This is a genomic window from Leptolyngbya sp. CCNP1308 (assembly GCF_034932455.1).
Lineage (GTDB): Bacteria > Cyanobacteriota > Cyanobacteriia > Phormidesmidales > Phormidesmidaceae > Nodosilinea.
This window is the reverse complement of sequence record NZ_JAYGIH010000107.1, coordinates 35387-58565: the sequence shown is the minus strand read 5'-3', so window position 1 is coordinate 58565 and position 23179 is coordinate 35387. Positions and strand designations below refer to the sequence as shown.

Here is a 23179-nt window from a genome sequence, read left to right as displayed (position 1 = left end):
CCCCGCCAGATATTGAAGCGATTCCCGAATTTGGCTGGCTCTGCTGTAGTAATGCCATAATCCCCGGTAGCCCCTGTGGATTTTCTCCTGCTGTGCGCCCTCCGAGTGGTTTACCGCCCAGCGTTGTCGATGTCGCCCCATCCCCTCGTCCGTCGCATCCTCGAATAGCAAATTTTGAATTATCACCCCTATGACCCACGACGAGCTATTGCAGATTATCGAGAAAGCCGCTGCGGATGGGGCGACAGAACTTGACCTCTCAGGCAATGATCTCACCAAATTGCCCGCCAAAATCGGACAGCTCACCAATCTGACCCAGCTAAACCTTAGCCATAACCAACTGAGTGCGTTACCCGCCGAAATTGGACAGTTCACCAATCTGACCCAGCTTGACCTCCGCTTTAACCAACTAAGTGCGCTGCCCGTCGAAATCGGACAGCTCATCAATCTGACCCAGCTTGACCTCAGCTATAACCAACTGAGTGAGCTGCCTGTCGAAATCGGACAGCTCACCAATCTGCAGCAGCTTGACCTCCGCTCGAACCAACTGAGTGCGTTACCCGCCGAAATTGGTCAACTGCAAAATCTATCAGAGCTCGACCTCAGCTATAACCAACTGAGCAGCCTGCCCCCCGAAACCGGTCAGCTGCAAAACCTATCGCAGCTCAACCTTAGCCGCAATCTATTGAGTCTGTTACCACCTGAGACGATAAATTTCGTAAATCTTCTACAATTAGACATAAGTGCAAATGCTTTTGAATCTATCCCTGAACCAATATATAAACTCACTCAGATTCAGGAGCTTTCCGTATCTGGGAATAAGATCAATTCTGTTTCACAAGATATTGGAGGCTTCAAGAACTTAAGGATTTTGAGATTAGGTAGGAGAAGTCTGACTATTAGGGGAGTCACAAGTTATCACTATCCAGAAGGACACTTTGATGACAAAACAGCTAGGAACCGCTTTGGATTAAACACCCTGCCTTCCGAAATTTGGAAGCTCACTAATCTCTACGAGCTTGATCTTAGCTATAATAAATTAGCTAACCTTCCTTCTGAAATTGGACAGCTCACTAATCTCTACGAGCTTGATCTTAGCTATAATAAATTAGCTAACCTTCCTTCTGAAATTGGACAGCTCACTAATCTCTACGAGCTTGATCTTAGCGGAAATAATCTGATTGGCTTGCCACCTGAGATTATACAGCTTACTGAGCTTCATATATTTGAGCTAAACGAAAACCATCTAGTTCAAATGCCACTGGAGATTGCCCAGATTACGAACCTTAAAAGTCTTTGCTTGCGTAACAATCAACTGAGTGAATTAGCGCCAGAAATCAGGCAGCTTTCAAAACTCACTAAACTTGATCTTCGAGGCAACCCTCTTCCTATTGCTCCTGAAATACTGGAGGATAGAGAAAAAGGGGATGTGGGTTATGTAAGTGCCATTCTAGATTTCTACTTCGCCACCCAAGACCCTACCGCGATTGATCGCCTCTACGAAGCCAAATTTCTTATCGTTGGCGAAGGCGGCGCGGGCAAAACTTCACTCGCTAAAAAGATTCAAGATCCTAATTACGAACTGAATCTTGAAGAAGAGTCGACCCACGGCATTGATGTGATTCAGTGGCGCTTCCCCCTCGACAGTGGGCAAGAGTTTCGTGTCAACCTATGGGACTTTGGCGGTCAGGAAATCTACCATCAAACCCACCAGTTCTTTCTCACCGAGCGATCCCTCTATGCCCTCGTTGCCGACACCCGCAAAGAAAATACCGACTTTCCCTACTGGCTCAACTCCATCGAGCTATTCGGTGGCGATAGTCCCGTGCTGTTAATCAAGAATGAAAAGGGCGATCGACCCTGCAATGTCAACGAAAGGCAGTTAAGCAGTGAGTTTCCCCATATCAAAAGGTTCCTTGCTACCAATCTGCATAATCGCGGCTTGCCAGAGATCAAAGAGGCGATTCGTGAATATATCACACAGCTAGAGTTTGTCGGCACCCCCCTGCCCAAACCCTGGGTCCGCGTCCGCTACGCGCTGGAAAATGACGCCCGCAACTATATCGATCAGCGCGACTACTTCGCTCTTTGCGAGCGCAATGGGGTAACAGACCGCGACGAAATGCTCCGCATCAGTGATTTTCTCCACAAGCTCGGCATCTGCCTGCACTTTCAAAAAGACCGTGTCCTCAAGCAAATGGTCATCCTGCGCCCCGAGTGGGCCACCAACGCTGTCTACGCAATCGTCAAAAACGACACCGTCGCTGCTGCTAAAGGTCTCTTCACCCGCACCGATGCCGAAACCATTTGGGCCAAGGCCAACTACGCCAACCTCGGGGACGAACTCTTGCAGCTGATGGAAAACTTCAACCTCTGCTACCCCATCCCTGGCCTACCCGATGCCTACATCGCCCCCCAGCTACTCGAATTTGAGCCACCCCCCTACGACTGGGGCAGTACCAACACCCTCACCCTGCGCTACGAATACGACTTCATGCCCAAGGGCATCCTTACCCAGCTCATTGTTCGCCTCTACCGCTGGATTGAGCAGCAGCAACTCGTCTGGCGCAGCGGCGTGGTGCTCACCAACGGTCGTGCCCGCGCCGAAGTGATCGAAACCTATCGCCCCTACAAAGGCGAAATCAGCCTCCGCGTTTCCGGCGTCCACAACAAAGAGCTGCTCAGCATCATCGCCAATGAAATCGACCAGATCAACGCCCCCTTTGAGAAGATCAAAGTTAATAAAAAAATTCCCTGCAACTGCGAAGAGTGCCTTGAAGACACAGACCCCCACTACTTTCGCCTGCAAACCCTTGATCGCTTCCTCGCCAAAGGTCGCACCGAAGTCGCCTGCGAAAAGAGTGCCATTGACATACCCATCCGCAGTCTCACCGCCGTCATCCCCACTATCGAACTTGTCGCTGGTCTTGAAGACCGTTTCGCTCCAGGCAAGCTACCGGCTAATTTCGGAAAGCAAGGTATTCAAGATACCTTCGATCTCCTCAAGCAAAAACACACCGAGTACTATCCTGAGAACCAGTTCTATGACGTCTTTCTCGCCCATAACAGCAAAGACAAGCCCTTTGTACGGCAGGTTTATCGACAGCTCCGAGCCATAGGCCTGCAACCCTGGCTCGACGAAGAAGAAGTCGCCCCCGGCAGGAATTTTCATGACGAAATTCAGCGAATGATTCGGCAGATCAAGACCGCTGCTATTTTTTTGGGGCCACAAGGGCTTGGCCCCTGGCAAAAAGTTGAGCAAGAATCCTTTATTGCCGAATGCGTTGAGCGAGATATCCCAGTCATTCCAGTACTCCTACCTGGAGTCGAAAAGATCCCCGATGAGCTAGTTTTCTTAAAGCGATTTAGCACTGTTTCCTTTGACTCAGACCAAGATCAGGCAGCACTGAATCGTTTAAAGTGGGGTGTCTCTGGAGAAAAGCCTGAAAAGAACACGCCGTCAAACTAGCTTACCCAGCAGTAGCTCAACGACCCCCAGGTGTTTCTCCCCCAGCTCAGCCAGCGACTAGAGGCCATCGTCGGCGACCACTGGCTCTTCGACCCCGCCCACGTTGCCTAACCCACCCCTCACCCCCTCGTCCCGACGCTCCAGCGTCGCCTAAGCCCGGGGCGCAGGAGCGCCAAGAGCGGCGTTCCCACGCAGAGCTTGGGAACGATAGAAGAGTCGAGACAGAACACGCCCATGGGTCGCAGCCGCTACGTCATCACCGAGCCTGATGCTCCCCACTTTTTGACCTGCACCGTAGTCGAGTGGCTGCCAGTCTTCACTCGCCCCGAAGCCGTAGAAATACTTCTAAACAGTTGGGCTTATCTGCGAGAGCACAGCGACTTCAGGCTATATGGCTACGTCGTGCTAGAAAACCATTTGCACTTGGTTGCCCAAGCCCCGCGGCTAGATAAATGTATGGTCAGCTTCAAGTCCTTCACAGCGGTTAAACTCATCGAGCTTTTAACCTGCCATCGCGCCACCACCATTCTGAAGCGACTGCATGAGGCTAAGCCCGCCCATAAGCGCGATCGCGATCACCAGTTCTGGCAAGAAGGTGTATGACCTTACCTCGAAAAAGTGGACATTCTCGAAGAGTCGATACCGAAGGAGAATGTTCAGATGACCCAAAAACCGCGAAGGACATTTACAGACGAACAAAAAGCAGAGGCTGTTCGCATTGTGGGCCAATCAGGTAAACCAGTCAGCCAGGTGGCTCAAGAAATGGGTTTGACCGAAAGTGCGTTGCGCAAGTGGGTGAAGCAAGCCCGAATTGATCGCTCTGGTGATACCGGAGGTTCATTGACCTCTGCTGAACGTCAAGAATTAACTACACTGCGTCGAGACCTAAAACGAGTTCGTATGGAGCGTGATTTCTTAAAAAAAGCCGCGACCTTCTTTGCTCAGGAAAGCTCAGATCCTATGAGTTAATCCAGAGGGAGAAGGTGAATTTTCCGATTGCTCTGATGTGCCGAGTCCTGAAGCAGTCCAGGAGTGGCTATTACGCCTGGTGCAACCGCCTCGCTTCCCGTAGAACCCAGGAGAATGAGCTCTTGTCTGACCAAATTCAACGCATTTATGACACCAGTCGCCAAAGCTATGGGTCCCCTCGGATTCAGGCGGCCCTGGTAGCTCAAGGCTGGAGCGTCAGCCGTCAACGGGTGGTGCGATTAATGTCCAAACTCGGCATCAGCGCTCGGACTCGGCGTAAATTCCAGGTGACGACTGACTCTAAGCATGCCTGGCCCATCGCTGAGAACCACTTGGACAGAGACTTTACGACGACAGAACCTGACCGGGTATGGGTGGCTGACATGACCTACATTTGGACGAGCGAAGGCTGACTGTATCTGGCGGTCATCATCGATCTATTTTCTCGACGGGTCGTGGGATGGTCGATGGCCGAGCATATGCGCACAGAGGTCGTGTTGACGGCCTTAGAGGCGGCCCTAGGGCAACGCCAACCGGCTCCATCGGGTCTGCTGTTCCATTCTGACCGAGGCTCTCAATATGCCAGTGGAGAGTACCAGGCGGCGCTTCAGCAGGCTACGATAAGGGTCAGCATGAGCCGTCGAGGCAATTGTTGGGATAATGCGGTGGCTGAAAGCTTTTTTGGCACCCTCAAAACCGAGGTGATTCATCCTAGGATCTTCTCTACTCGAACGGTTGCCCGCACCGTTATTGCTGAATGGATTGAGGTCTTCTATAACCGACAACGGTTGCACTCAACTCTTGGATATCTGTCCCCAGTGCAGTTTGAAGAAAACTATTGGTGCTCTTTGAATAGCCTGAGTGCAGCCTAAACTACCTGTCCACTTTCTTGAGTCAAGATCAGTATATGCGGAGTTGGTGTTCAGCGAGGCCGTGATGCGACAAAAGCTAGAGTACATAAATAACAATCCGGTCAAGCGAGGTTACGTAGACAGTCCCGAGCATTGGCGTTACTCCAGCGCGCGCAACTATCTCGGTGAACCCGGCATGATCGCCATTGACCCCTGGTGCTAAGGCCGCCCCTCATCGCATCATCGTCCCGACGCTAAAGCGTCGAGACGTAACCCCAGACGCTCCAGCGTCCCTGAGTCTGGGGCGCAGGAGCGCCCGGGGCGGCATTCCCACGCGGAGCATGGGAACGAGGGGAAACGAGGGGAAAGCAGGCCAGCCGCTGAAAGGCGTAATATGGTCGTTTCTCCACTGCGCAGTGCTGCGACTCGCAACGCAACGGGAATGAACACCTACTTGATCTTCTGGATTCTGGGCTTTGGCATTCTTTGGTCGGGGCTCAGGCTGTTTGACGACGAGGTGTTTCTCATCGTCACCCTCATAGTTGGCTGTGGGCTGGTGCTAGCCGGGCTAATCTCTGCCCCCGCCACGCTGCAAATTGTCGTTGAGGTCGTCTTGGTTATCGCCCTGTTCCACATCTGTATGGAGTGCATCAGTCGAGGCAACCGCAGCTAGTTTGACCGAGCGGCGGCCTGCGCCTCTACTGCTCTTGCCTCTATTGCTCTTGAATCAGCCGCAGGTAGTTTTGCTTAAGCTGAATGTGGCTCTCGCTGAGGCGATCGGACAGATTCTTTTCTACATCCGATAGCTGTTCCCAAAACAGCGAAGAGCGCTGGGTGCCGATGTACTCGCGCCAAAGCTGCTCTAGCAGTTCAGCCGCTACGGGGCTTTCGGCTTTGAGATCCCCTAGTACCTCCTGAAACGCCTGGTTGGCTTCGGGATGCTGCTGCACTTCTTTGGCCAGGCCAATGGCCGTTTGCAGGCGGGTTGAGAGATCGGTGGGGAGAGTCATAGGATTAATAGTTTTTATGATTGGATGTTACAAATCTAAGCAATTTAGTTTATCCCGACAAGGAAAGCCTATTTATCGGCCCAGGTCTGGCTACTGCGACGGGCAGAGATTGGGGTAGATTCATAGGGGGGGCGCCCGCTGGCTCTCTGCCAACCCCGTTCACGTCGCTACATCTTTCCCAGACCTATGGCCAAACAGCGCATTCTCTCAGGCATTCAGCCCACGGGCAATCTTCACCTAGGCAACTATCTGGGGGCGATCCGCAACTGGGTTGACCTGCAAAAAGACTACGATGCTTTTTTGTTTATGGCCGACCTCCACGCCATTACCGTACCCCACGACCCCAAGCGGCTGGCGGAAGATACCTACAAGGTGGCGGCCACCTATATCGCCTGCGGCATTGACCCCGAGAAGGCGACTATTTTTGTGCAGTCGCACCTGTCGGCCCACTCAGAACTGGCCTGGCTGTTCAACTGCATCACCCCGCTCAACTGGCTAGAGCGCATGATTCAGTTCAAAGAAAAGGCGATTAAGCAGGGGGGAAACGTCAGCATTGGCCTGCTCGACTACCCGGTGCTGCAGGCCGCCGACATTCTGCTCTACGAACCCGATCTGGTGCCCGTGGGCGAAGACCAAAAGCAGCACCTAGAACTCACCCGCGATATTGCGGCCCGGCTCAACTTTCAGTTCGGCAGCGAAGAAAACCCGGTGCTCAAGGTGCCCGAACCGATGATTCGCGCCGAAGGGGCCAGGGTAATGAGCCTGACCGACGGCACTAAGAAAATGTCGAAGTCAGACCCCTCTGACCAGAGCCGTATTGATCTAACCGACCCCACCGATGCGATCGTCAAGAAGATTAAGCGGGCCAAAACTGACCCCGAGCGGGGGCTTTGGTTCGATGACCCGGCCCGGCCCGAGTGCAACAACCTGCTGACGCTGTATATGCTGCTGTCGAACCAGACCAAAGAGGCGGTGGCGGCAGAGTGCAAAGAGATGGGCTGGGGCCAGTTTAAGCCGCTGCTGGCCGATACGGCGGTAGCGGCCCTAGAGCCAATTCAGAGCCGGTTTAATGAGCTGATGGGCGATCGCACCTACCTCGAAAGCATTCTCAGAACCGGGCGCGAAAAGGCTGGCGACGTGGCCAACACCACCCTGGCGCGGGTAAAAGACGCCCTGGGCTACTCTAAACCGCTGTAGCTGGCGAGATATACTAATCAATCACCCCTGTTTCCCACAGATCCTGAGGAGGATTGTTTGGCTTCTGCACCCCTGGGTTATCGGCTGCGCACGGCGGCCCAAGCCGACCAGTTTTTGGTGACGGCAGAGGTGATGCCGCCCAAGGGGGGCAACCCAGAGCACATGCTGGCCATGGGCCAACTGCTTAAGGGTCGAGTGCACGCCGTCAATGTCACCGACGGCAGCCGGGCGGTGATGCGCATGTCATCGTGGGCGGCGGCGCTGCTGCTCCAGCAGCAGGGGGTTGAGGCTGTGTGCCAGGTGGCCTGCCGCGATCGCAACCGCATTGCCCTCCAGGCCGACCTGATGGGGGCCCACGCCCTGGGGCTGCGCAACATTCTGGCCCTCACGGGCGACCCGGTTAAAGCCGGCGACCATCCCGAAGCGCGATCGGTATTTGATCTAGAGTCGGTGCGGCTGCTCAAACTGCTCGAAAAACTCAACTTTGGCCTAGACAGCCACGACAAGCCCCTCACCGACGGCGCGCTCGATCTGTTTGCCGGAGCGGCGATCGATCCGCAATCGCCCAGCTGGTCGGGGTTACAGCGCCGCTTTGAATCCAAGGTCAAAGCCGGAGCGCAGTTCTTTCAAAGCCAGCTCATCACCGACTTCGATCGCCTGGCCAAGTTTATGGATCAGGTAGCCTCCGGCTACAGCCGCCCCGTTCTCGCCGGAATTTTCCTGCTTAAGTCGGCTAAAAACGCCAATTTCATCAACCGCAACGTGCCCGGTGCCCAGATTCCCCAGGCGATTATCGATCGCCTGGCCGCAGCCCCCGACCCCCTGCAAGAGGGGGTGCAGATTGCCGCCGAGCAGGTGCAGGCCGCCCGCTCCCTGTGCCAGGGGGTGCACCTGATGGCCGTGCGTCGCGAAGATTTGATTCCCCAAATTCTCGACCAGGGTGGGGTAGCCCCCGTCGATGACGCCCTAGCCGAGCGGTAGCGCCTGGGGTTGGGCAACGCGCTGGGCCAGGGGCATCAGCCGCAGATTTCCCGGTGGCGCTAGAGTGAGACCCCGCCGCACGGGTTTGAGCGGGTGACGCAGCCCCTCGGGCAGTTCCAGCTGCCAGTGGCGCAAAATCGTCGCCAGCACCAGCTTCATTTCCATCAGGGCAAAGGCCGAGCCAATGCAGCTGCGATGCCCACCCCCAAAGGGGAGATACTCGGCGGGCGAATACTGCCGCTCTAAGAATCGCTCGGGCCTAAAGGTGTTGGGTTCTGGGTAGAGATCCTCCCTATGGTGCACCAGGTAAATGTTAAGAAACAGCACCGACCCAGCGGAGAACTCGTAGCCCGCCACCGTCATCGGCTGGCTAACAATGCGAATGCCGGTAGTGGGGGCGACGGGGTAGATGCGCAGGGTCTCCTGGCAGACGGCGGTGAGGTAGGGCAAACTGGCGTAGCTGAGGGGATCGACAGTTTGCCCCAAGGTGTCCAGCTCTTGGTGGAGGCGCTTGCCCACATCCGGTAGCCAGTGCGCCCAGTACAGCGCCCAGGTCAGCGCGGAAGCCGTGGTTTCGTGACCCGCCACCAGCAGCGTCATCAGCTCGTCGTGGAGTTCGCCATCGCTGAGGGGCTCACCCTGCTCGTCGCGGGCGCTGATCATCAGCGAGAGAATGTCGGAGCTGTTGGGCTGCGGATGCTGGCGGCGATCGCCAATTTCGGCGTAGATCAGCGCGTCAATCTCCGCTTTGATCCGCACAAACTTTCCCCAGGGGCTCATCGGTCCCCAGTCTTGCTGAAGCCTTGGGAAGAAAATAAAAAAAGCGCTGAAGGGAGTGCCTAAGCCCTCCAGCAGCGTGCTCAGCAGGTATCGCAGGCGATCGTAGCGATCGCCGTCACCCAGCCCAAACACCGCCTTCAAGATCACCCGCAGGGTAATCTCCTGCATGGCCGCCCGCACGTTAAAGGCAATGCCAGGCCGCCAGCTCGCCATCACCTGTTCGGTGAGGGTGCCGATGACCTGACCGTAGGTGCGCATGCGATCGCCATGGAACGGCGGCATCAGCAGGCGACGGTGGCGACGATGGCGAGCCCCATCCAGCAGCAGCAGCGACTGATCGCCCAGCAGAAAGGTCAACCCACCCCCCGGGCTCTGGGGCGGAATGTGAAACTGAGCCGCATCGGCCTGAAAAATACCCTGAATCACCGCCGGATCGGCCACGTAGATCGACAGCGGCTTTTCCCCCACCTGAAACACCGGCCCGTAGCGGCGATAGTGGTCTTCAAAGTAGTCTAGCGGGCGCAGAATAAGCTTGGGTGCGCGCCGCCAAAAGGGAGTTTTGGTGCCGGGGATAGCAGGCATGCTAAAGAGACGTAGTAGAGCATTGAAGTGGCTAGCCTGTGCCCAGCCACCTCAATGCTAGACCATCTCAGCGGGTTCCCTAGTCGCCGCTGCATAGATTCTGCGCCGTCAAACTTAAGCTGACTGCAAGCGGCTAGAACTGAGTCGTTGCTGTTGATAAAAGCACTGCTCCAGGCTGTGCTGCAACAACCCTCGACGGCTATCGGGCGTATCGTTTACCCACTGCTTAATCAGTTGATGCCACTTGACCGGCAGCTGTAATCTAGACCAGGCTCTAGCAGAGTTGACCGATAGAGTTCGATACAGCTCTGCATTGGTCAGCAGTGCTTCAATATTACGGGCCAGGGTAGCTACATCCTGCTCAGGAAACATCAGCACATCCTGGCCGGGCTCAAACTTATCCTGAAACATGGGATGATCCGAAATAATTAGCGGAGTTCTGACGGTCAAGGCCTCGTAGATAGTTAAGGGCAATCCCTCCGGATAGGCATGGCGGCTGGGCACTAAAACCACATCGGCCCAGCGCATTTTCTCTAAGACCTGATCGTGGGGCAGACCGCCCGCCAGCGTCACCTGAGTATCTAACCCTAAACGGTGAATTTCCGCTCTGCACCAGTCCAGTTCTCCTCTGCCAATCAGCGTGAGATGGGGGGTTAGGCCAGTCTGCTTCAGCCGCGCCAGGGCATTTAAGCCATCGCCGACCCCTTTGACCTCACAGATTCGGCCAACGTAGATAATATTTCGAGCATGAACGCTGGCGTCACCCAGGCTTTTTGGCACAAAGTCGCTAGGAGTAATTTCATAGGGAAAATCCCACGGAATAATTTTGCTGGGCTTAACGCCAATATTCCGCAGAGAGTGACATGAGCTCAAACCGTGATTACCCACCAAATCAATAGCTTTGTCGTTAAGCATCCGAGACAGACGAACGCGTTTAAATTTAGATAAAAGCCCACCCCCCTGAAAGGAGTCGGCAAATAAACCCATCACCTTGACGTTATTTTGCTTAGCCCATTTAAATGCAGCAACCGAGGGAAAATGTACAACTAGATGGGTAGGCTTTTGCTGCTCAATCAACTCTAAAAGGCGCTTTGGCTCTTTGTAGGGGTCTAGGTTGCCGCCGACAACTCGCAGACCAGGCTCTAAAACTTCATTGTATTCAGAGTCTGTCTGACAGCAAACATGAATAACCTCATCGACCTCTCTACCGATTTCGATGGATTTTTCTAAGATATATCGGTGGCTAAAATATTCTTGCTTACCGGACTGAGCCAGTAAGTGATAAGCCTTCTTCAGGTCACCGGCATATTGAAGTATGACCAGGCGAGCTTTAGCCAAGTTAGACATAGTGTAGTTATTCAATCTGTTAGAGTTATAGCCACGCTTTCAAGATGCCAATCACCCAATCCAGCTGGGGCAACGACTCAATTAAGCTAGAAATACACAGCCACGATGGGTAGTAGTGGCTGTATCCCATCCACAACCTAATTGGCCAGCCTCCGAAAGAACTCAGATGCGGCGCAGCTTCAGATAAACTTCAAAGAATGTGAACTTATTTAAAGCTCAAGGAATAAATATAGCCTTAGCCTTCAAAAGCTGAGGCGATCGCTACGGTAGCCGTATAGGTTTAGGTGTAGCCGTGTTCGCCCTGCTAGAGTTTGAGGGCGGTCATCACAATCGGGGAAAGCCTTGATTCAAAAGGATTACAGGTACTTGACCCTTTCGCAATTTAATTCGTCTCACCGACTTAGACGCTGGCCATGTCAATCATTTTGTCAATCTGCCCTCTTACATGAGGCTGATATGCAAAGCTGCCATCAAATTGGATAACCTCTGAACCCCACAACAGCCATATTGATGGATGATCCTCAAAACACAATCGGATTTCACGATCAAGGGCATGGAAATCATCATCTTCGTGTCCGTTTAAGGCTTCTGCATCTGAATGGTATAGCGCGTAGATTACCTGAATGAGCTTCATGAGAAGCTAGCCTAATTCTTGGTCAAAGCTGCACCACATCCAGTCGGGAAGTCGCTAGGCGATCCATCCATCCTGCGAGGAAGGCGTGGTTGGCGGCTTGCTCGGTGGGGTCTTGGGTATCGGCGGGGTGGGGCAGCAGCCCTTGCAGCGAGGCACTGGTGACGCAGAACATCGACTTTTGAAAGCTCTGGCAGATCTTAACCCGTACATCGTCGAGCCCGCGCCCGCTGGATTGGTAGAACGCCGTCAGGTAGTCGGGCAGGTAGTGACGCATATCCTGCATCAACAGGGTGGGGGGAATGCCCGCTCCACCAATGGGTAGGGGGTCGGCATAGAGAGCCCCGTACTCAAAGCGGCCCTGGTCGGCGGAGATTTGGTTGGCTTGAGCATTGTAGGAGACCGTCCCCAAAAATGGCGTGCCGCGAAAGAACACCGCCTCCACGTAGGGAACCGCCACATCCATTAAAAACGTCAGCCCAGCAGACTTGGGCAGCAGTTCGTAGCTGGTGCCGCTGATTTCGACTGCATAAGTAATGGGGTTCGCCGCCGCTGCCACCAACCCGGCTTTGATAAAGGCCACCACCTCAGGAATGGTCTGCACCTTACCGGCATCGTAGGCGTCGGACAGATCGATAAATAGATCGCTCATCACCCGCCAAAACTGGCCGAGAGCGCTGTAGTAGGCAAGCTGGCGCACCTGCTCGGGCAGAAAGTCGGGGAACAGACCATTTAGTGCCCGAATGGGAAGGTTAGTTTTGATCTTGGCGGCAACGGCGGCCTGACAGTGCTGCAAAAAGTCGTCGCTGTCGAGGTATTCGTCGAGTTTGCCGCCGCCGTGCCAAAGCATGGTTTTCATGCAGTATTCGGCGTACTCGAAGTTGATGCGATCGTGCCACCAGTGGCGCAGCAGCTGGGGCAGCGTCACCCTGCCGTTGAAATACTTGAAAAATGGAAACAGCACCAAGAACTGGTGATCGGCGATGTAGATTAGATTCTTGGAGTAGGCATCGAGCACTACCCCGTAGCTTTTGAGAATGCCCACCACTTCGATCACATTACTCTCAAAGTCGGGCAGCAGCGCCTCGGCTGCCAACAGCTTTTGAATGAAGGGCTCTAGGGGATGGGGGTTGGGTTTGGCCAGGGGTAGGGTTTTGGTCATGGCAGGGAAGTTTCAACGCTGGGGTCGGCAAAGACAGGGGAAACGGGAACCGGCGGGGCTAAGGTTGGCTCAACCAGCAGGATGTCGGCTACAGCGGCGGGCAGAGCCGCGGGGGCAAACCGGGTGCGCGCCTGCACAAACCCTTGGTAGGGCTGGTGCAGGGCCAGGGTGGTGTGCTCGCTCCAGCGGGCTAGCCAGTTGGGCTGGAGCCCAAAGGCAATAATCAAGGCGGCTAGACCCAGGGCGGGGGCGCGATCGCGCCAGGTCACCGAGGGCAGCTCAATGTCGAGCTGGGGAGCCACGGTGGGAGGTGCGATCGCCAGTCGGCCAAAAAAGACCCGGTTCACCAGCAGCAAAAAGTACACCGCCGTCAGGCCCGAGCCCACCATGCACAGCAGCGTCTGCACCGGAAAGATCAAAAAGCTGCCGCGAAACACCAGGAACTCAGAAATAAACCCCACCATACCGGGAATACCGGCACTGGCCATCACCCCTAGGATCATCATTGACCCGACGAAGGGCAGACCCCGCTCAGGGTTGAGCAGGCCGCGCAGCACCGTCATGTCGCGGGTGCCCGTGGCCTTATACACCACCCCCACCAGCAAAAACAGCAGCGCCGAAATCAGCCCGTGGCTAATCATCTGGAACACCGTCGCCACAATGCTCACGGGGGTAGAAGCCGCCGCCGCCAGCAGTACGTAGCCCATGTGGCCAATGGAGCTGTAGGCCACCATTTTCTTCATGTCGGTCTGGGCGATCGCCGCCAGCGACCCGTAGAGCACGCTGATCACCGCCCAGGTCGCCATCCAGGGGGCCAGGGCCATCCAGGCATCGGGCAGCAGACCAAGGCCAAACCGCACCACACCGTAGGTGCCCAGCTTCAGCAGCACCCCCGCCAGCAGCACCGACACTGGCGTCGATGCCTCCACGTGGGCATCGGGCAACCAGGTGTGAAACGGAAACAGCGGCACCTTAATGCCAAAGCCGATCAGCAGCGCCACCAGCAGAGTAATCTGCTGGGCCAGGGGTAGGGCCGTAGCTAGGCCGCTGTCGTAGTCGAAGCTGGTGTTGCCCGACAGCCACACCAGGCCCAAGAACGCCCCCAAAATCAGCACCCCCGACAGGGCGGTGTAGATCAAAAACTTAGTGGCGGCGTAGCCCCGTCGCGACCCGCCCCAGATGGCGATCAGCAGGTACAGCGGAATCAGCTCTAGCTCATAGAAGATAAAGAACAGCAGCAGGTTGGCCGCCAAAAAGGCTCCCGCTACGGCGCTGTTGATCACCAGCAGCAGCACGTAGTAGAGCCGAGTACGGTGCAGGGTGGGGTCGCTGATGTAGATCGCCACCAGGCTCAGCAGGCTATTCACCGCCAGCAGCGGCAGCGACAGACCATCGAGGCCCAGGCGATAGCTTAACCCCAGGGGCTCGACCCAGGGCAGCACCTCCTCAAACTGAAATCCCGGCGTTGCCAGCTCGAAGCGGGTGGCCAAAAAACCGACCAGAGCCAGGGTCAGGGCCAAACCAACGCCGCTTACAACCTTGGCCGTCTGCGCCTCTAGCTTGCCAGGCCACAGGATCAGCACCAGGGCCGCCACCAGCGGAATTAAAATCAGTGCACTCAGCATCGCCAACCGTTACCAAAGCGTCCAGGTCATGAAAATTCCAAGCAGCCCCACCCCGGCAAAGATGGTCAACAGGTAGAGCTGCGACTGGCCCGAGGCGCTATATTTAAGCCCCTCGCCACCAAACAGCGAGGCCAGCCCCACTCCATTTACCAGGCCATCGACCACGTACTGGTCAAACCAGCTGCTAAACCGGGCCAGGGTAGACACGGCGGCCACCACGGTTTTGTCGTAGAGGCGCTCGGTGTAAAAGTCGTAGGCCAGCAGATCTTGAACAATGCGCAGGGAACGGTTGAGCGATCGCGCCAGTGACTTCGACAGAGGCACCATTGCCCCCGCTACAACTCCGACCCAGCCCGACAGCAGCGTCAGCAAGGTGATCGGCCAGTTGATGTATTCCCAGGGGGGCAGCACCAGCAGCTTGCCCATAATCAGCGGCAGCAGCAGCGTAACCACTGACAGCGTGACCATGGGTACCGCCATCTGCCACGGTACCTCTGGGGCCCGACGGGTTTTGGGCTGGGGTGTCCCCAAAAATACCAGGCGAAACACCCGCGTCAGGTTCAGGGCGGTGAGCCCGTTGACCAGCAAAAACACCAGCATCAGCAGCGGATAGTCGCGGCTGAGAAAATCAGCCCCCATTCGCAGCCCCCAAAAGCAGCCCAGGGGCATCACGCCGACCAGGCCTAAGGCCCCGGTTACAAAGGCCAGGGTGGTAGCCGGCATTTTTCTCCCTAGGCCGCCCAGTTCGGTCAGGGTTTGGCAGTTGGTGGTCGTAATAATCGAGCCCACCGCCATAAAGATCAGCGCCTTGGCCACGGCATGGGTCAGCAGCAAAATCAACGCCACCCCAGGCCAGGTTGTGCCAACGGCAATAAACACCAGCCCCAAGTAGGCGCTGGTGGAGTAAGAAAACGTGCGCTTTAGATCGACCTGGGCCAGGGCGACCAGCGACCCGCCAATGGCCGTCACCGTGCCAATCACTACCAGCATGCCTAGGGCCACTGGCGACAGCACCACAATGGGCTGTAGCCGAATCAGCACGTAGGCACCGCAGGTTACCACCACCGAGTTCCGCAGAATTGAGGCCGGGTTGGGCCCTTCCATGGCCTCGTCAAGCCACAGGTGAAGCGGAAACTGGGCGCATTTGCCGATTGGCCCAGCAATCAACGCCAACCCCAGTAGGGTAGCCATGGGCTGAGACAACCCCTCTATCTTGACCCACTCGTATAGGTCGTTGAAGTCGAGACTGCCCGCCAGGCAGGCCAAGGAAACCACCCCCATCAACAGCAGCACATCGCCAATGCGCTTCGTCAAGAAGGCATCGCGGGCCGCCGTTACCACCAGGGGTTGTGCATACCAGAACCCCACCAGTAAATAGGTTGACAGGGTGAGCATCTCCAGCAGCGAGTAGGAGAAAAACAGCGACCCGCTCAGCACTAGGCCACTCATGGCTGCCTCAAAGACCCCCATCAGGGAATAAAAGCGGGCTAGAGCCCAGTCTTTTTCGAGGTAGCCGAGGGCAAAGACCTGGGCCAGCAGGCTAAGGCCCGTAATCAGTTCCAGGGCACCCAGATTGAGTACCGAAATGTCGAGGGCCAGGGTGAGGTGTAGATCGGCAAAGTCAAACCAGGAGAACAGCAGTTCCTGGGGACCCTGGTTCCAGATGCCGCGAAAGGCCATGAGTCCGTGAAAAAAGGACAACAGGGTCGTCACGATATTGAGATAGGCCGCCGGTCGAGGGCCGGTACGGCGAATCAGACCCGTGGACCAGGGCAGCGACAGCAGCGCCCCAATTAGGCCGTACATCGGCAGCAGCCAGCTGGTCTCGACAAAAAATTGGGTGATCCCGACGTTTTCTGACAACACCTTAAATGCTTATCTCCAATGGCGATGGTTCAGCAAATAACAGGCCCTGACTACCCAAGGTCAGCGGCCCTCGCTCAAAGAATTTAGCGCAGCGATCGCAGCTCCTGATAACACCGCAGCGCTCTGCCCACAGCTACACCAAAACTGAGGAGCAGTCTCCTGAGCCAACCCTAAAGCCGACAGTCGCCCCGGCAGTGCCCCTGCCGCCACGGGTTGCCGGGACTCAGCACAGCCCTCTCCAGAGTGCGAGCAGGGCAGAGCGAGAATCGCAAAACTTTAGGCTCCTTTTCCTTTGTTTCTAGAGCTTTTTGCTATTCTACCTGATTACCTGAGGGGGGCCGGGCCAAGAGCCGTGAGTTTAGCGGTTTACCCATAAAAACTTCTGAAGGGAGTAGGGATTCAGTTCTGAAGGGATCAATATAGAAATCTAGAAATCACAGCCCGATGGCAAGGATCCTACTGAGGAGCAGCGGATATCAGCCCGCCATAGACTCTAAGAGGCGCGATCGCGCAGCGCATTCCCAAAAATGAGAACCGCCGCAGAACGAATATCCGTTCCGGAATCGCCCAGCCCCTGCCCCAAACCAGGCCCACCTCACCCCAGGCGCAGGTGAGCAACCACTGCTGTCAACCTATGGATTGATTACGACAAAAAAAGCTTTGCGTCATAAGCTTTAATAATATTCAACATTAGCAACAATCATTGGGACTTATATTGCAAAAGTGACTACGGACACCTATGCTTAATCTGTCATCAAGAATTTTTGGGCAATCTGAAGTTTTTGCTTCCCCAACGGTGATTCCCGGCTTGTCATTTTTTGGGATGCTTTCTTGCGCCTGAACAGCGGGCAAAGTGTGCTAGGTAAACCCAGGATTGTCTAAGACTATAAGGAGATTTCGACTATGCCGATTGCTGTGGGAATGATTGAAACGCTGGGTTTTCCGGCGGTGGTAGAAGCCGCTGACGCAATGGTAAAAGCGGCCCGGGTTACCCTGGTAGGCTATGAAAAAATTGGTAGCGGTCGCGTCACCGTAATTGTGCGGGGCGACGTGTCTGAGGTGCAGGCTTCGGTGGCGGCTGGGGTTGAAAATGTAAAGCGAGTCAATGGTGGCGAAGTTCTGTCGACTCACATCATTGCCCGTCCCCACGAAAACCTCGAGTTCGTTCTGCCCATTCGCTACACCGAGGCGGTAGAACAGTTTCGCACCTAAGTCCTAGCCATCCGGTTTTTTGAGACCTATTCGTTCTAAGGTTTAGGGGTCTACCTGTCCGGTTCTCCTGGTTCAGGGTAAGGCTAATTCAGCATTCGTTTGAGCTCCTGTATTCTCTGAAAAAAAGGCGTATAAAAGCATGGCAATTGCAGTTGGTATGGTCGAGACGTTGGGCTTCCCCGCCGTAGTAGAAGCGGCTGACGCGATGGTAAAAGCCGCCCGGGTGACCCTGGTGGGCTACGAGAAAATTGGTAGCGGTCGCGTCACCGTAATTGTGCGAGGCGATGTGTCTGAAGTGCAGGCCTCGGTAGCGGCTGGGGTTGAAAACGTAAAGCGCGTCAACGGCGGCCAGGTACTGTCGACCCACATCATTGCTCGTCCCCACGAAAACCTCGAGTTCGTTCTGCCCATTCGCTACACCGAAGCGGTAGAGCAGTTCAGAGAGAGCGTTAGCGGCATCCGCCCCTACGGCAGATAAGTCACTATGCTCTTGGCCAAGGTTCGGGGCACGGTAGTTAGCTCTTGTAAGGAACCCAGCTTGAGCGGCGCTAAGTTTTTACTGGTGCAGCTGATTAGCGAAACTGGTGACTTGCTGCCCGACTATACCGTGGCCGCAGATGTGGTGGGGGCTGGCCCCGGCGAATGGGTGCTGATTACCCAGGGCAGCGGGGCCCGCCAGCACCACGGCTACGAGAATCGTCCTGTGGATGCGGCAGTGATTGCCATTGTCGACACTGTCAGTCTCGACAGCGGCAATCTCTACAACAAGCGAGATGATTTTAGCTAGCCATGTCTAGAGGGCTGGGCGTTCCAGTATAGCCAGCCCAGGCGGAGACACACTCTCTCCACGGCTAGCCCATTTCCGGAAAAAGATTTCTGGACTGATATTAACGGGCTAGCTGATCGGGGATTTTTTGGGAGGATGTACGGCAATGGCGATCCGCACACCAGCGGCATCTCCGACTCAGGCATGGGGTTCGCACCAGGGATCTGGGCCACCGGCTCAGGTTCATGGGCTGGCTCGGGTGCAGGGGCAGGTTCGAGTTGAACCTGGAGCAGTTTTGGCCGCTGGCTCTGTAGCGCAGGCTGACCCCGGTGCTGCGGTGCGGCTCGGTGCGGCCAGTACGCTGCAGGAGGGAGCGGTGATCTACGGTCGTGCCCTGGGCCAGGTGTTGGGAGACGATCGCAGCCCCTATGCGGTCTGGGTAGGCGATCGCGCCATCCTCACCCACAAGGTGCTGGTGCAAAGCCCCGTCTATATCGGTGCCGACTGTTTCATTGGCTTTCGCTCGACGCTGTTTAATGCTCGCCTCGGAGCCGGCTGCGTCGTAATGATGCACGCCCTAGTGCAGGATGTGGACGTACCGCCCGGCAAGCTGATTCCCTCGGGGTCAGTGATTACCCAGCAGCAGCAGGCCGACGCCCTGCGCGACGTTAGCCCGACTGATATTGCCCTGATTAGAGAACTTGCAGGAACGCCCGGCCATGCGTCCCCCATTGGTGGGTCGGCTAGCTCAGCGTCTTCAGATACCACAGCACAATCAAACGAACGCGATGGATTAGGCACTATGACTTCTCAACTGCTACCTCCCGACGTTGTCCAACGGGTCCGTCAGTACCTGGCCCAGGGGCTTACCATTGGCACTGAGCATGCCGACGCTCGCCGTTATCGCAGTGGCGTGTGGCAGACTTGCAGCCCGGTTCAGTCCCATCGAGAGCCCGAGGTGCTAGCCGCCCTAGAGGCCTGTCTGTCTGAGCACTCGGGTGAGTACGTACGCATGTTCGGCATCGATCCGAAGGCTAAGCAGCGGGTGGCCCCGATCACCATTCAGCGTCCCGACGGCAAACCCGTGGCGGTCGGCGGTGGCGTAACGGGGGCTTCTCACACCAGCTATTCCAATCATTCCAGTGATGGTGGCCATCGCCCCGCTCCGGCCACGGCCAGTGGCCCCCTGTCACCAGAAGTTGTACAGCAGGTGCGTCAGTACCTTAGCCAGGGCTATCGCATCGGCACCGAGCATGCTGATGCCCGCCGCTACAGCAGCAACGTGTGGCAAACTTGCTCCCCTATTCAGTCCTCTCGCGAGGGTGAAGTCTTTGGTGCCCTAGAGCGCTGCCTAGCCGAGCACTCGGGCGAATACGTACGTCTGTTTGGTATCGATCCCAAGGCGAAGTGCCGCGTGGCTCCGACCACCATTCAGCGCCCCGACGGCAAGACTGGAGCAATGAGTTCACACTCCAGAGGCGGATCCAGTTCCTCCTCTGCTGCTGCTGCCCCCAGATCCAGCGGCGGTTCATCTCAGGCCAGTGGCGAGGTAGCTCAGCAGGTGCGCCAGTGGCTTAGCCAGGGCTATCACGTGGGGGCCGAGCACGCCGATGCTCGTCGCTACAACAGCAATGTGTGGCAATCTTGCAAAACCATTACCAGCAACCGTGAGGGTGAGGTTCTAGGCGCAATTAATGCCTGTATAGCCGAGCACCCCGACGAGTACGTGCGGGTGTTTGGGATCGATCCTAAGGCGAAGCGGCGAGTGTCCGCTGTCACTGTACAGCGACCAGGCTCGAAGTCAGCAACCGTGGCACCGGCTCCCTCCTATTCAAACTCGGCACCTAGTTTTTCATCCAGCAACGGAGCCGCTCCCATGGGGGGATTGCCCCAAGAAGTAGTGCAGCAGGTGCAGCAGCTCTTTAACCAGGGCTATCGCCTTAGCCTTGAGCATGCCGATGTGCGTCGCTACCGCAGTGGTGCCTGGCAAAATGCTGGCAGGCTGGAGGGGAGCCGGGCATCGGACGTGCTCAATGCCCTAGAATCTCAGCTGCGGAACCACTCTGGCCAATACGTCCGCCTGATTGGCATCGATCCAAAGGTGAAGAAACGAGTGCATGAAGCCACTATTCAGCGCCCCTAGAGACCTCTAACCCCAGACTCTTAACCGTGGCAGTATCCGCCGAGGCGATCGCTCAGCCCACCAATGGCTACATCCAGGGAGATGTGGATTTAGCGCCTGGAGTGGCGATCGCACCGGGGGTACTGCTGGCGGTGGCTCCCGGTTGTCGTCTGGTGATCTCTGCAGGGGTCTGTTTGGGGGCCGATGTGGTAGTGCAGGTTCGCCATGGCGATCTGGTAATTGAGCCGGGGGCAAGTTTGGGCAGCGGGGTGCTGATCATTGGCTACGGCTCCATCGGCCAGCACACTTGCATCGGAGCCAACAGCACTATCATCAACCCCAATCTGGGGGCTGCCCAGTCGATCGCCCCGGGGTCTTTGCTGGGCGATCCAACGCAGACATCTTCTGCTCAGGCGTCGTCATCTAGCGGGGTTGCCCCTAATACCAATCACTACATCTACGGAACTACCGACAATCTGAGGACTGTGGGGAATGCCGTCAACGGATCGGGTAACGCCGCCGTTGGGACAGCTGCTCAGAATGGCAGTATCCCCAACGGCATTGCCCAGAATGGCAATGCTCAGAGCGGTGTTGAGCAAAATGGATCTTCGGTCTACGGCAAAACCCAGGTCAACCGGCTGCTGGCAACTCTATTTCCCCAGCGTCAGGCTCTCAATGGCGCTAGCCCAGAGGACAGGCCGTAGAATGGAGAGGCAGACACTCCTGTGCAGAGGCACCCTATGCAACCCGACGGCAAACTAGCCTCGCCCCTCGACCTCAAGCCCGGTGCGCCTAAGCGGTTGACCCTGGCGACCCCTGCCCCTGGCCAAAGAGAGGCGCCGCGCCGCGACAAGTATCGCGGCGCGGCGCTGGGTATGGTGTCGACGGAGAGCTTTCCAGCGGTGGTAGGGACGGCCGACGCCATGCTAAAGGCCGCCGACGTGCTGCTAGTGGGCTACGAAAAGACCGGTGGCGGGCACTGCACCGCGATCGTGCGGGGGGGCATTTCCGACGTGCGTATGGCGGTGGAGGCGGGGGTTAAAACCGCTCAAGATTTTGGTCAGTTTGTCTCGTCAACGTTGATTCCACGCCCGTTGCCCAACCTGGAGGCGGTGCTACCTATCTGTGCCCGCTGGGACGAGCTGCGGCGCGAAGGCGGCAGTAAGATGGGCAGTCAGGCTATTGGCCTGCTAGAAACCCGTGGATTCCCGGCGATGGTGGGGGCCGCCGACGCCATGACCAAGTCTGCCGACGTGCAGCTGATGTCCCACGAGACGATTGGCGAGGGGCTTTGCACCATTTTGATTCGGGGGTCGCTGCCCAATGTGGCGATCGCGATCGAAGCCGGCATGCACGAAGCCGAGCGCATTGGCGAGCTCCACGCCGTTATGGTCATCCCCCGCCCCCTCGACGACCTAGTCGAGTCGCTGCCCGTGATGGAAATGGAGCAGGAGCAGCCCGAGCCCCTGCGGATGCCCCTCAACCTGGAGGTTAAGCAAGAAGAAGTCGAAGCCGAGCCGGTGCTGATTGAAGCGACAGCGGAAGAGGCGGAACCTATTGCCCTAGAGCTGACCGTAGACGATCGCGAACTGGCGGACGAGGAGCTGTAGGGAGTCACGAGAGGATTGATACCGTGCGTTTTTCGGTCGATTGCGGTCTCTTCTCCTTTAACCATTGCCACACTTGCTCCACCAAATCTTTGGCATCGGCATCAAACCACTGCGCCGTAGCGCGGTTGCGCAACCAGGTGCGCTGGCGTTTGGCAAACTGGCGAGTGTGCTGCACGATGTCAGCCTGGGCCATGGCGAGGGAAACATCCCCCCGGATATGGCGCAGTATTTCGGCGTATCCCAGGGTTTGCAGCAGGGGCAACTCCGGGCCGTATTTTGCAGCCAGGTGAGTCACCTCATCCACAAACCCAGCCTCCACCATCGCCTGGGTGCGCTGGGCGATGCGACGTTCCAACGCGGGGGCATCGCAGTCGAGGGCCATATAGAGCACCGGATAGGCCGGGGGCGCTTCGCCCTGGAGAGCCGACATGGGCTGACCGGTAACGTAGAACACCTCTAGGGCGCGCACCGTACGCACCAGATCGTTGGGGTGAATCCGCTGGGCCGCCGCCGCATCCAGGCGTTTGAGCAGAGCGTAGCAGTGGGGCTGCCCCAGAGCCTCTAACTGCTGGCGCAGGGCAGGCTGGGGAGCCACGGGGGGAATTCGCAGCCCTTTTACCACCGCATCTATATAGAGTCCGGTACCGCCCACCAGTAGGGGGGATGTGCCCGCCCGGTGGAACCGCTGAATTAGCCCCTGGGCTTGGGCTTGGTACTGGGCCAGGGTGAGGGTTTCGGTGGGGTCGCAGATGTCTATTAAGTAATGGGAAATTTGCTGCCGATCGCAGGCCGAAGGTTTTGCCGTCCCAATATCGAACTCTCGATATACTTGTCGGGAGTCGGCGCTGAGAATGACACCCTGTTGATTTGGGGCGAGGGCCAGGCGCTCGGCTAGGGCGATCGCCAGAGACGACTTGCCCGTGGCTGTAGCACCGCCAACCACCAGTAAAAATGGTACAATTGAACTACCTGCCATCCTTGCTTGGGATGATGATTCTA

The 23179-nt window shown here is 56.6% G+C and carries 19 protein-coding genes and 1 pseudogene; 12 read left to right on the top strand and 8 right to left on the bottom strand.

Features of this window, described 5'->3' with window-relative positions; translation table 11 throughout:
- Positions 1-190: 190 nt before the first annotated feature.
- The 4 genes and pseudogenes from VB780_RS27415 to VB780_RS27400 all read left to right on the top strand — a co-directional run bounded on the left by VB780_RS27415 (position 191) and on the right by VB780_RS27400 (position 5962).
- A complete protein-coding gene (locus VB780_RS27415) occupies positions 191-3469 on the top strand; it encodes a COR domain-containing protein (protein ID WP_323354365.1) in 3279 nt (1092 codons plus the stop codon).
- 234 nt (positions 3470-3703) lie between these two features.
- Complete coding sequence (locus VB780_RS27410) at positions 3704-4072, top strand: hypothetical protein (RefSeq protein ID WP_323354364.1); 369 nt, start codon at positions 3704-3706, stop codon at positions 4070-4072.
- A gap of 57 nt (positions 4073-4129) precedes the next feature.
- Positions 4130-5310: pseudogene (locus VB780_RS27405) on the top strand (IS3 family transposase).
- A 373-nt stretch (positions 5311-5683) separates the two neighbouring features.
- Positions 5684-5962 carry a hypothetical protein gene (locus VB780_RS27400; RefSeq protein WP_323354363.1) on the top strand — a complete coding sequence of 93 codons (279 nt, stop codon included), beginning with the start codon at positions 5684-5686 and terminating at the stop codon, positions 5960-5962.
- 40 nt (positions 5963-6002) lie between these two features.
- On the opposite strand, the gene VB780_RS27395 is transcribed toward VB780_RS27400, so the two are convergent.
- Complete coding sequence (locus VB780_RS27395; RefSeq protein WP_323354362.1) at positions 6003-6299, bottom strand: hypothetical protein; 297 nt, start codon at positions 6297-6299, stop codon at positions 6003-6005.
- A gap of 186 nt (positions 6300-6485) precedes the next feature.
- Here VB780_RS27395 and trpS point away from each other — a divergent pair, with 186 nt between their 5' ends.
- Together trpS and VB780_RS27385 are read left to right on the top strand one after the other, a co-directional pair.
- The gene (gene trpS / locus VB780_RS27390) at positions 6486-7496 is read left to right on the top strand and encodes a tryptophan--tRNA ligase (protein ID WP_323354361.1); all 1011 of its coding nucleotides are present in this window, start codon (positions 6486-6488) and stop codon (positions 7494-7496) included.
- A gap of 57 nt (positions 7497-7553) precedes the next feature.
- Entirely contained in the window at positions 7554-8477 is a 924-nt protein-coding gene (locus VB780_RS27385; RefSeq protein WP_323354360.1) for a methylenetetrahydrofolate reductase, read from the top strand.
- Here the strand turns inward: VB780_RS27385 and VB780_RS27380 are convergent.
- From VB780_RS27380 to VB780_RS27355, 6 genes are all read right to left on the bottom strand, one after another.
- Positions 8463-9839, bottom strand: a complete 1377-nt coding sequence (locus tag VB780_RS27380; RefSeq protein WP_323354359.1) for a cytochrome P450 — start codon at positions 9837-9839, stop codon at positions 8463-8465. The two genes, VB780_RS27385 and VB780_RS27380, sit on opposite strands and share 15 nt — an antisense overlap.
- 114 nt (positions 9840-9953) lie before the next feature.
- Complete coding sequence (locus VB780_RS27375; protein ID WP_323354358.1) at positions 9954-10712, bottom strand: glycosyltransferase family 4 protein; 759 nt, start codon at positions 10710-10712, stop codon at positions 9954-9956.
- Positions 10713-11586: 874 nt separating this feature from the next.
- Complete coding sequence (locus tag VB780_RS27370) at positions 11587-11820, bottom strand: hypothetical protein (protein WP_323354357.1); 234 nt, start codon at positions 11818-11820, stop codon at positions 11587-11589.
- 22 nt (positions 11821-11842) lie between these two features.
- Positions 11843-12979, bottom strand: a complete 1137-nt coding sequence (locus VB780_RS27365; RefSeq protein ID WP_323354356.1) for a CO2 hydration protein — start codon at positions 12977-12979, stop codon at positions 11843-11845.
- On the bottom strand, positions 12976-14604 hold the full coding sequence (locus VB780_RS27360) for an NADH-quinone oxidoreductase subunit M (protein ID WP_323354355.1): 1629 nt from the start codon (positions 14602-14604) through the stop codon (positions 12976-12978). Before VB780_RS27360 ends, VB780_RS27365 begins: the two co-directional genes overlap by 4 nt.
- A gap of 9 nt (positions 14605-14613) precedes the next feature.
- The gene (locus tag VB780_RS27355) at positions 14614-16467 is read right to left on the bottom strand and encodes an NAD(P)H-quinone oxidoreductase subunit F (RefSeq protein WP_323354354.1); all 1854 of its coding nucleotides are present in this window, start codon (positions 16465-16467) and stop codon (positions 14614-14616) included.
- Positions 16468-17373: 906 nt separating this feature from the next.
- On the opposite strand from VB780_RS27355, the gene VB780_RS27350 reads away from it, so the two are divergent.
- From VB780_RS27350 to VB780_RS27325, 6 genes are all read left to right on the top strand, one after another.
- Positions 17374-17682 carry a carbon dioxide-concentrating mechanism protein CcmK gene (locus tag VB780_RS27350; RefSeq protein WP_193966493.1) on the top strand — a complete coding sequence of 103 codons (309 nt, stop codon included), beginning with the start codon at positions 17374-17376 and terminating at the stop codon, positions 17680-17682.
- Between the two features lie 139 nt (positions 17683-17821).
- A complete protein-coding gene (locus VB780_RS27345) occupies positions 17822-18160 on the top strand; it encodes a carbon dioxide-concentrating mechanism protein CcmK (RefSeq protein WP_006454499.1) in 339 nt (112 codons plus the stop codon).
- 6 nt (positions 18161-18166) lie between these two features.
- Positions 18167-18469, top strand: coding sequence for a EutN/CcmL family microcompartment protein (locus tag VB780_RS27340; RefSeq protein WP_323354353.1), 303 nt, complete (start codon positions 18167-18169; stop codon positions 18467-18469).
- A 145-nt stretch (positions 18470-18614) separates the two neighbouring features.
- Positions 18615-20591: a ribulose bisphosphate carboxylase small subunit gene (locus VB780_RS27335; protein ID WP_323354352.1), complete on the top strand. Its 1977-nt coding sequence runs from the start codon at positions 18615-18617 to the stop codon at positions 20589-20591.
- A 26-nt stretch (positions 20592-20617) separates the two neighbouring features.
- Positions 20618-21274 carry a hypothetical protein gene (locus tag VB780_RS27330; protein ID WP_323354351.1) on the top strand — a complete coding sequence of 219 codons (657 nt, stop codon included), beginning with the start codon at positions 20618-20620 and terminating at the stop codon, positions 21272-21274.
- Between the two features lie 36 nt (positions 21275-21310).
- The gene (locus VB780_RS27325) at positions 21311-22180 is read left to right on the top strand and encodes a BMC domain-containing protein (RefSeq protein ID WP_323354350.1); all 870 of its coding nucleotides are present in this window, start codon (positions 21311-21313) and stop codon (positions 22178-22180) included.
- A 4-nt stretch (positions 22181-22184) separates the two neighbouring features.
- On the opposite strand, the gene miaA is transcribed toward VB780_RS27325, so the two are convergent.
- A complete protein-coding gene (miaA, locus tag VB780_RS27320) occupies positions 22185-23156 on the bottom strand; it encodes a tRNA (adenosine(37)-N6)-dimethylallyltransferase MiaA (RefSeq protein ID WP_323354349.1) in 972 nt (323 codons plus the stop codon).
- Positions 23157-23179 lie beyond the last annotated feature (23 nt).

Bases quoted from the DNA above. Each gene is read 5' to 3' on its own strand.
- VB780_RS27415 (WP_323354365.1), top strand. From the start codon at position 191: ATGACCCACGACGAGCTATTGCAGATTATCGAGAAAGCCGCTGCGGAT.
- VB780_RS27410 (WP_323354364.1), top strand. From the start codon at position 3,704: ATGGGTCGCAGCCGCTACGTCATCACCGAGCCTGATGCTCCCCACTTT.
- VB780_RS27400 (WP_323354363.1), top strand. From the start codon at position 5,684: ATGGTCGTTTCTCCACTGCGCAGTGCTGCGACTCGCAACGCAACGGGA.
- VB780_RS27395 (WP_323354362.1), bottom strand. From the start codon at position 6,299: ATGACTCTCCCCACCGATCTCTCAACCCGCCTGCAAACGGCCATTGGC.
- trpS (WP_323354361.1), top strand. From the start codon at position 6,486: ATGGCCAAACAGCGCATTCTCTCAGGCATTCAGCCCACGGGCAATCTT.
- VB780_RS27380 (WP_323354359.1), bottom strand. From the start codon at position 9,839: ATGCCTGCTATCCCCGGCACCAAAACTCCCTTTTGGCGGCGCGCACCC.
- VB780_RS27370 (WP_323354357.1), bottom strand. From the start codon at position 11,820: ATGAAGCTCATTCAGGTAATCTACGCGCTATACCATTCAGATGCAGAA.
- VB780_RS27365 (WP_323354356.1), bottom strand. From the start codon at position 12,979: ATGACCAAAACCCTACCCCTGGCCAAACCCAACCCCCATCCCCTAGAG.
- VB780_RS27360 (WP_323354355.1), bottom strand. From the start codon at position 14,604: ATGCTGAGTGCACTGATTTTAATTCCGCTGGTGGCGGCCCTGGTGCTG.
- VB780_RS27350 (WP_193966493.1), top strand. From the start codon at position 17,374: ATGCCGATTGCTGTGGGAATGATTGAAACGCTGGGTTTTCCGGCGGTG.
- VB780_RS27345 (WP_006454499.1), top strand. From the start codon at position 17,822: ATGGCAATTGCAGTTGGTATGGTCGAGACGTTGGGCTTCCCCGCCGTA.
- VB780_RS27340 (WP_323354353.1), top strand. From the start codon at position 18,167: ATGCTCTTGGCCAAGGTTCGGGGCACGGTAGTTAGCTCTTGTAAGGAA.
- VB780_RS27335 (WP_323354352.1), top strand. From the start codon at position 18,615: ATGGCGATCCGCACACCAGCGGCATCTCCGACTCAGGCATGGGGTTCG.
- VB780_RS27325 (WP_323354350.1), top strand. From the start codon at position 21,311: ATGCAACCCGACGGCAAACTAGCCTCGCCCCTCGACCTCAAGCCCGGT.
- miaA (WP_323354349.1), bottom strand. From the start codon at position 23,156: ATGGCAGGTAGTTCAATTGTACCATTTTTACTGGTGGTTGGCGGTGCT.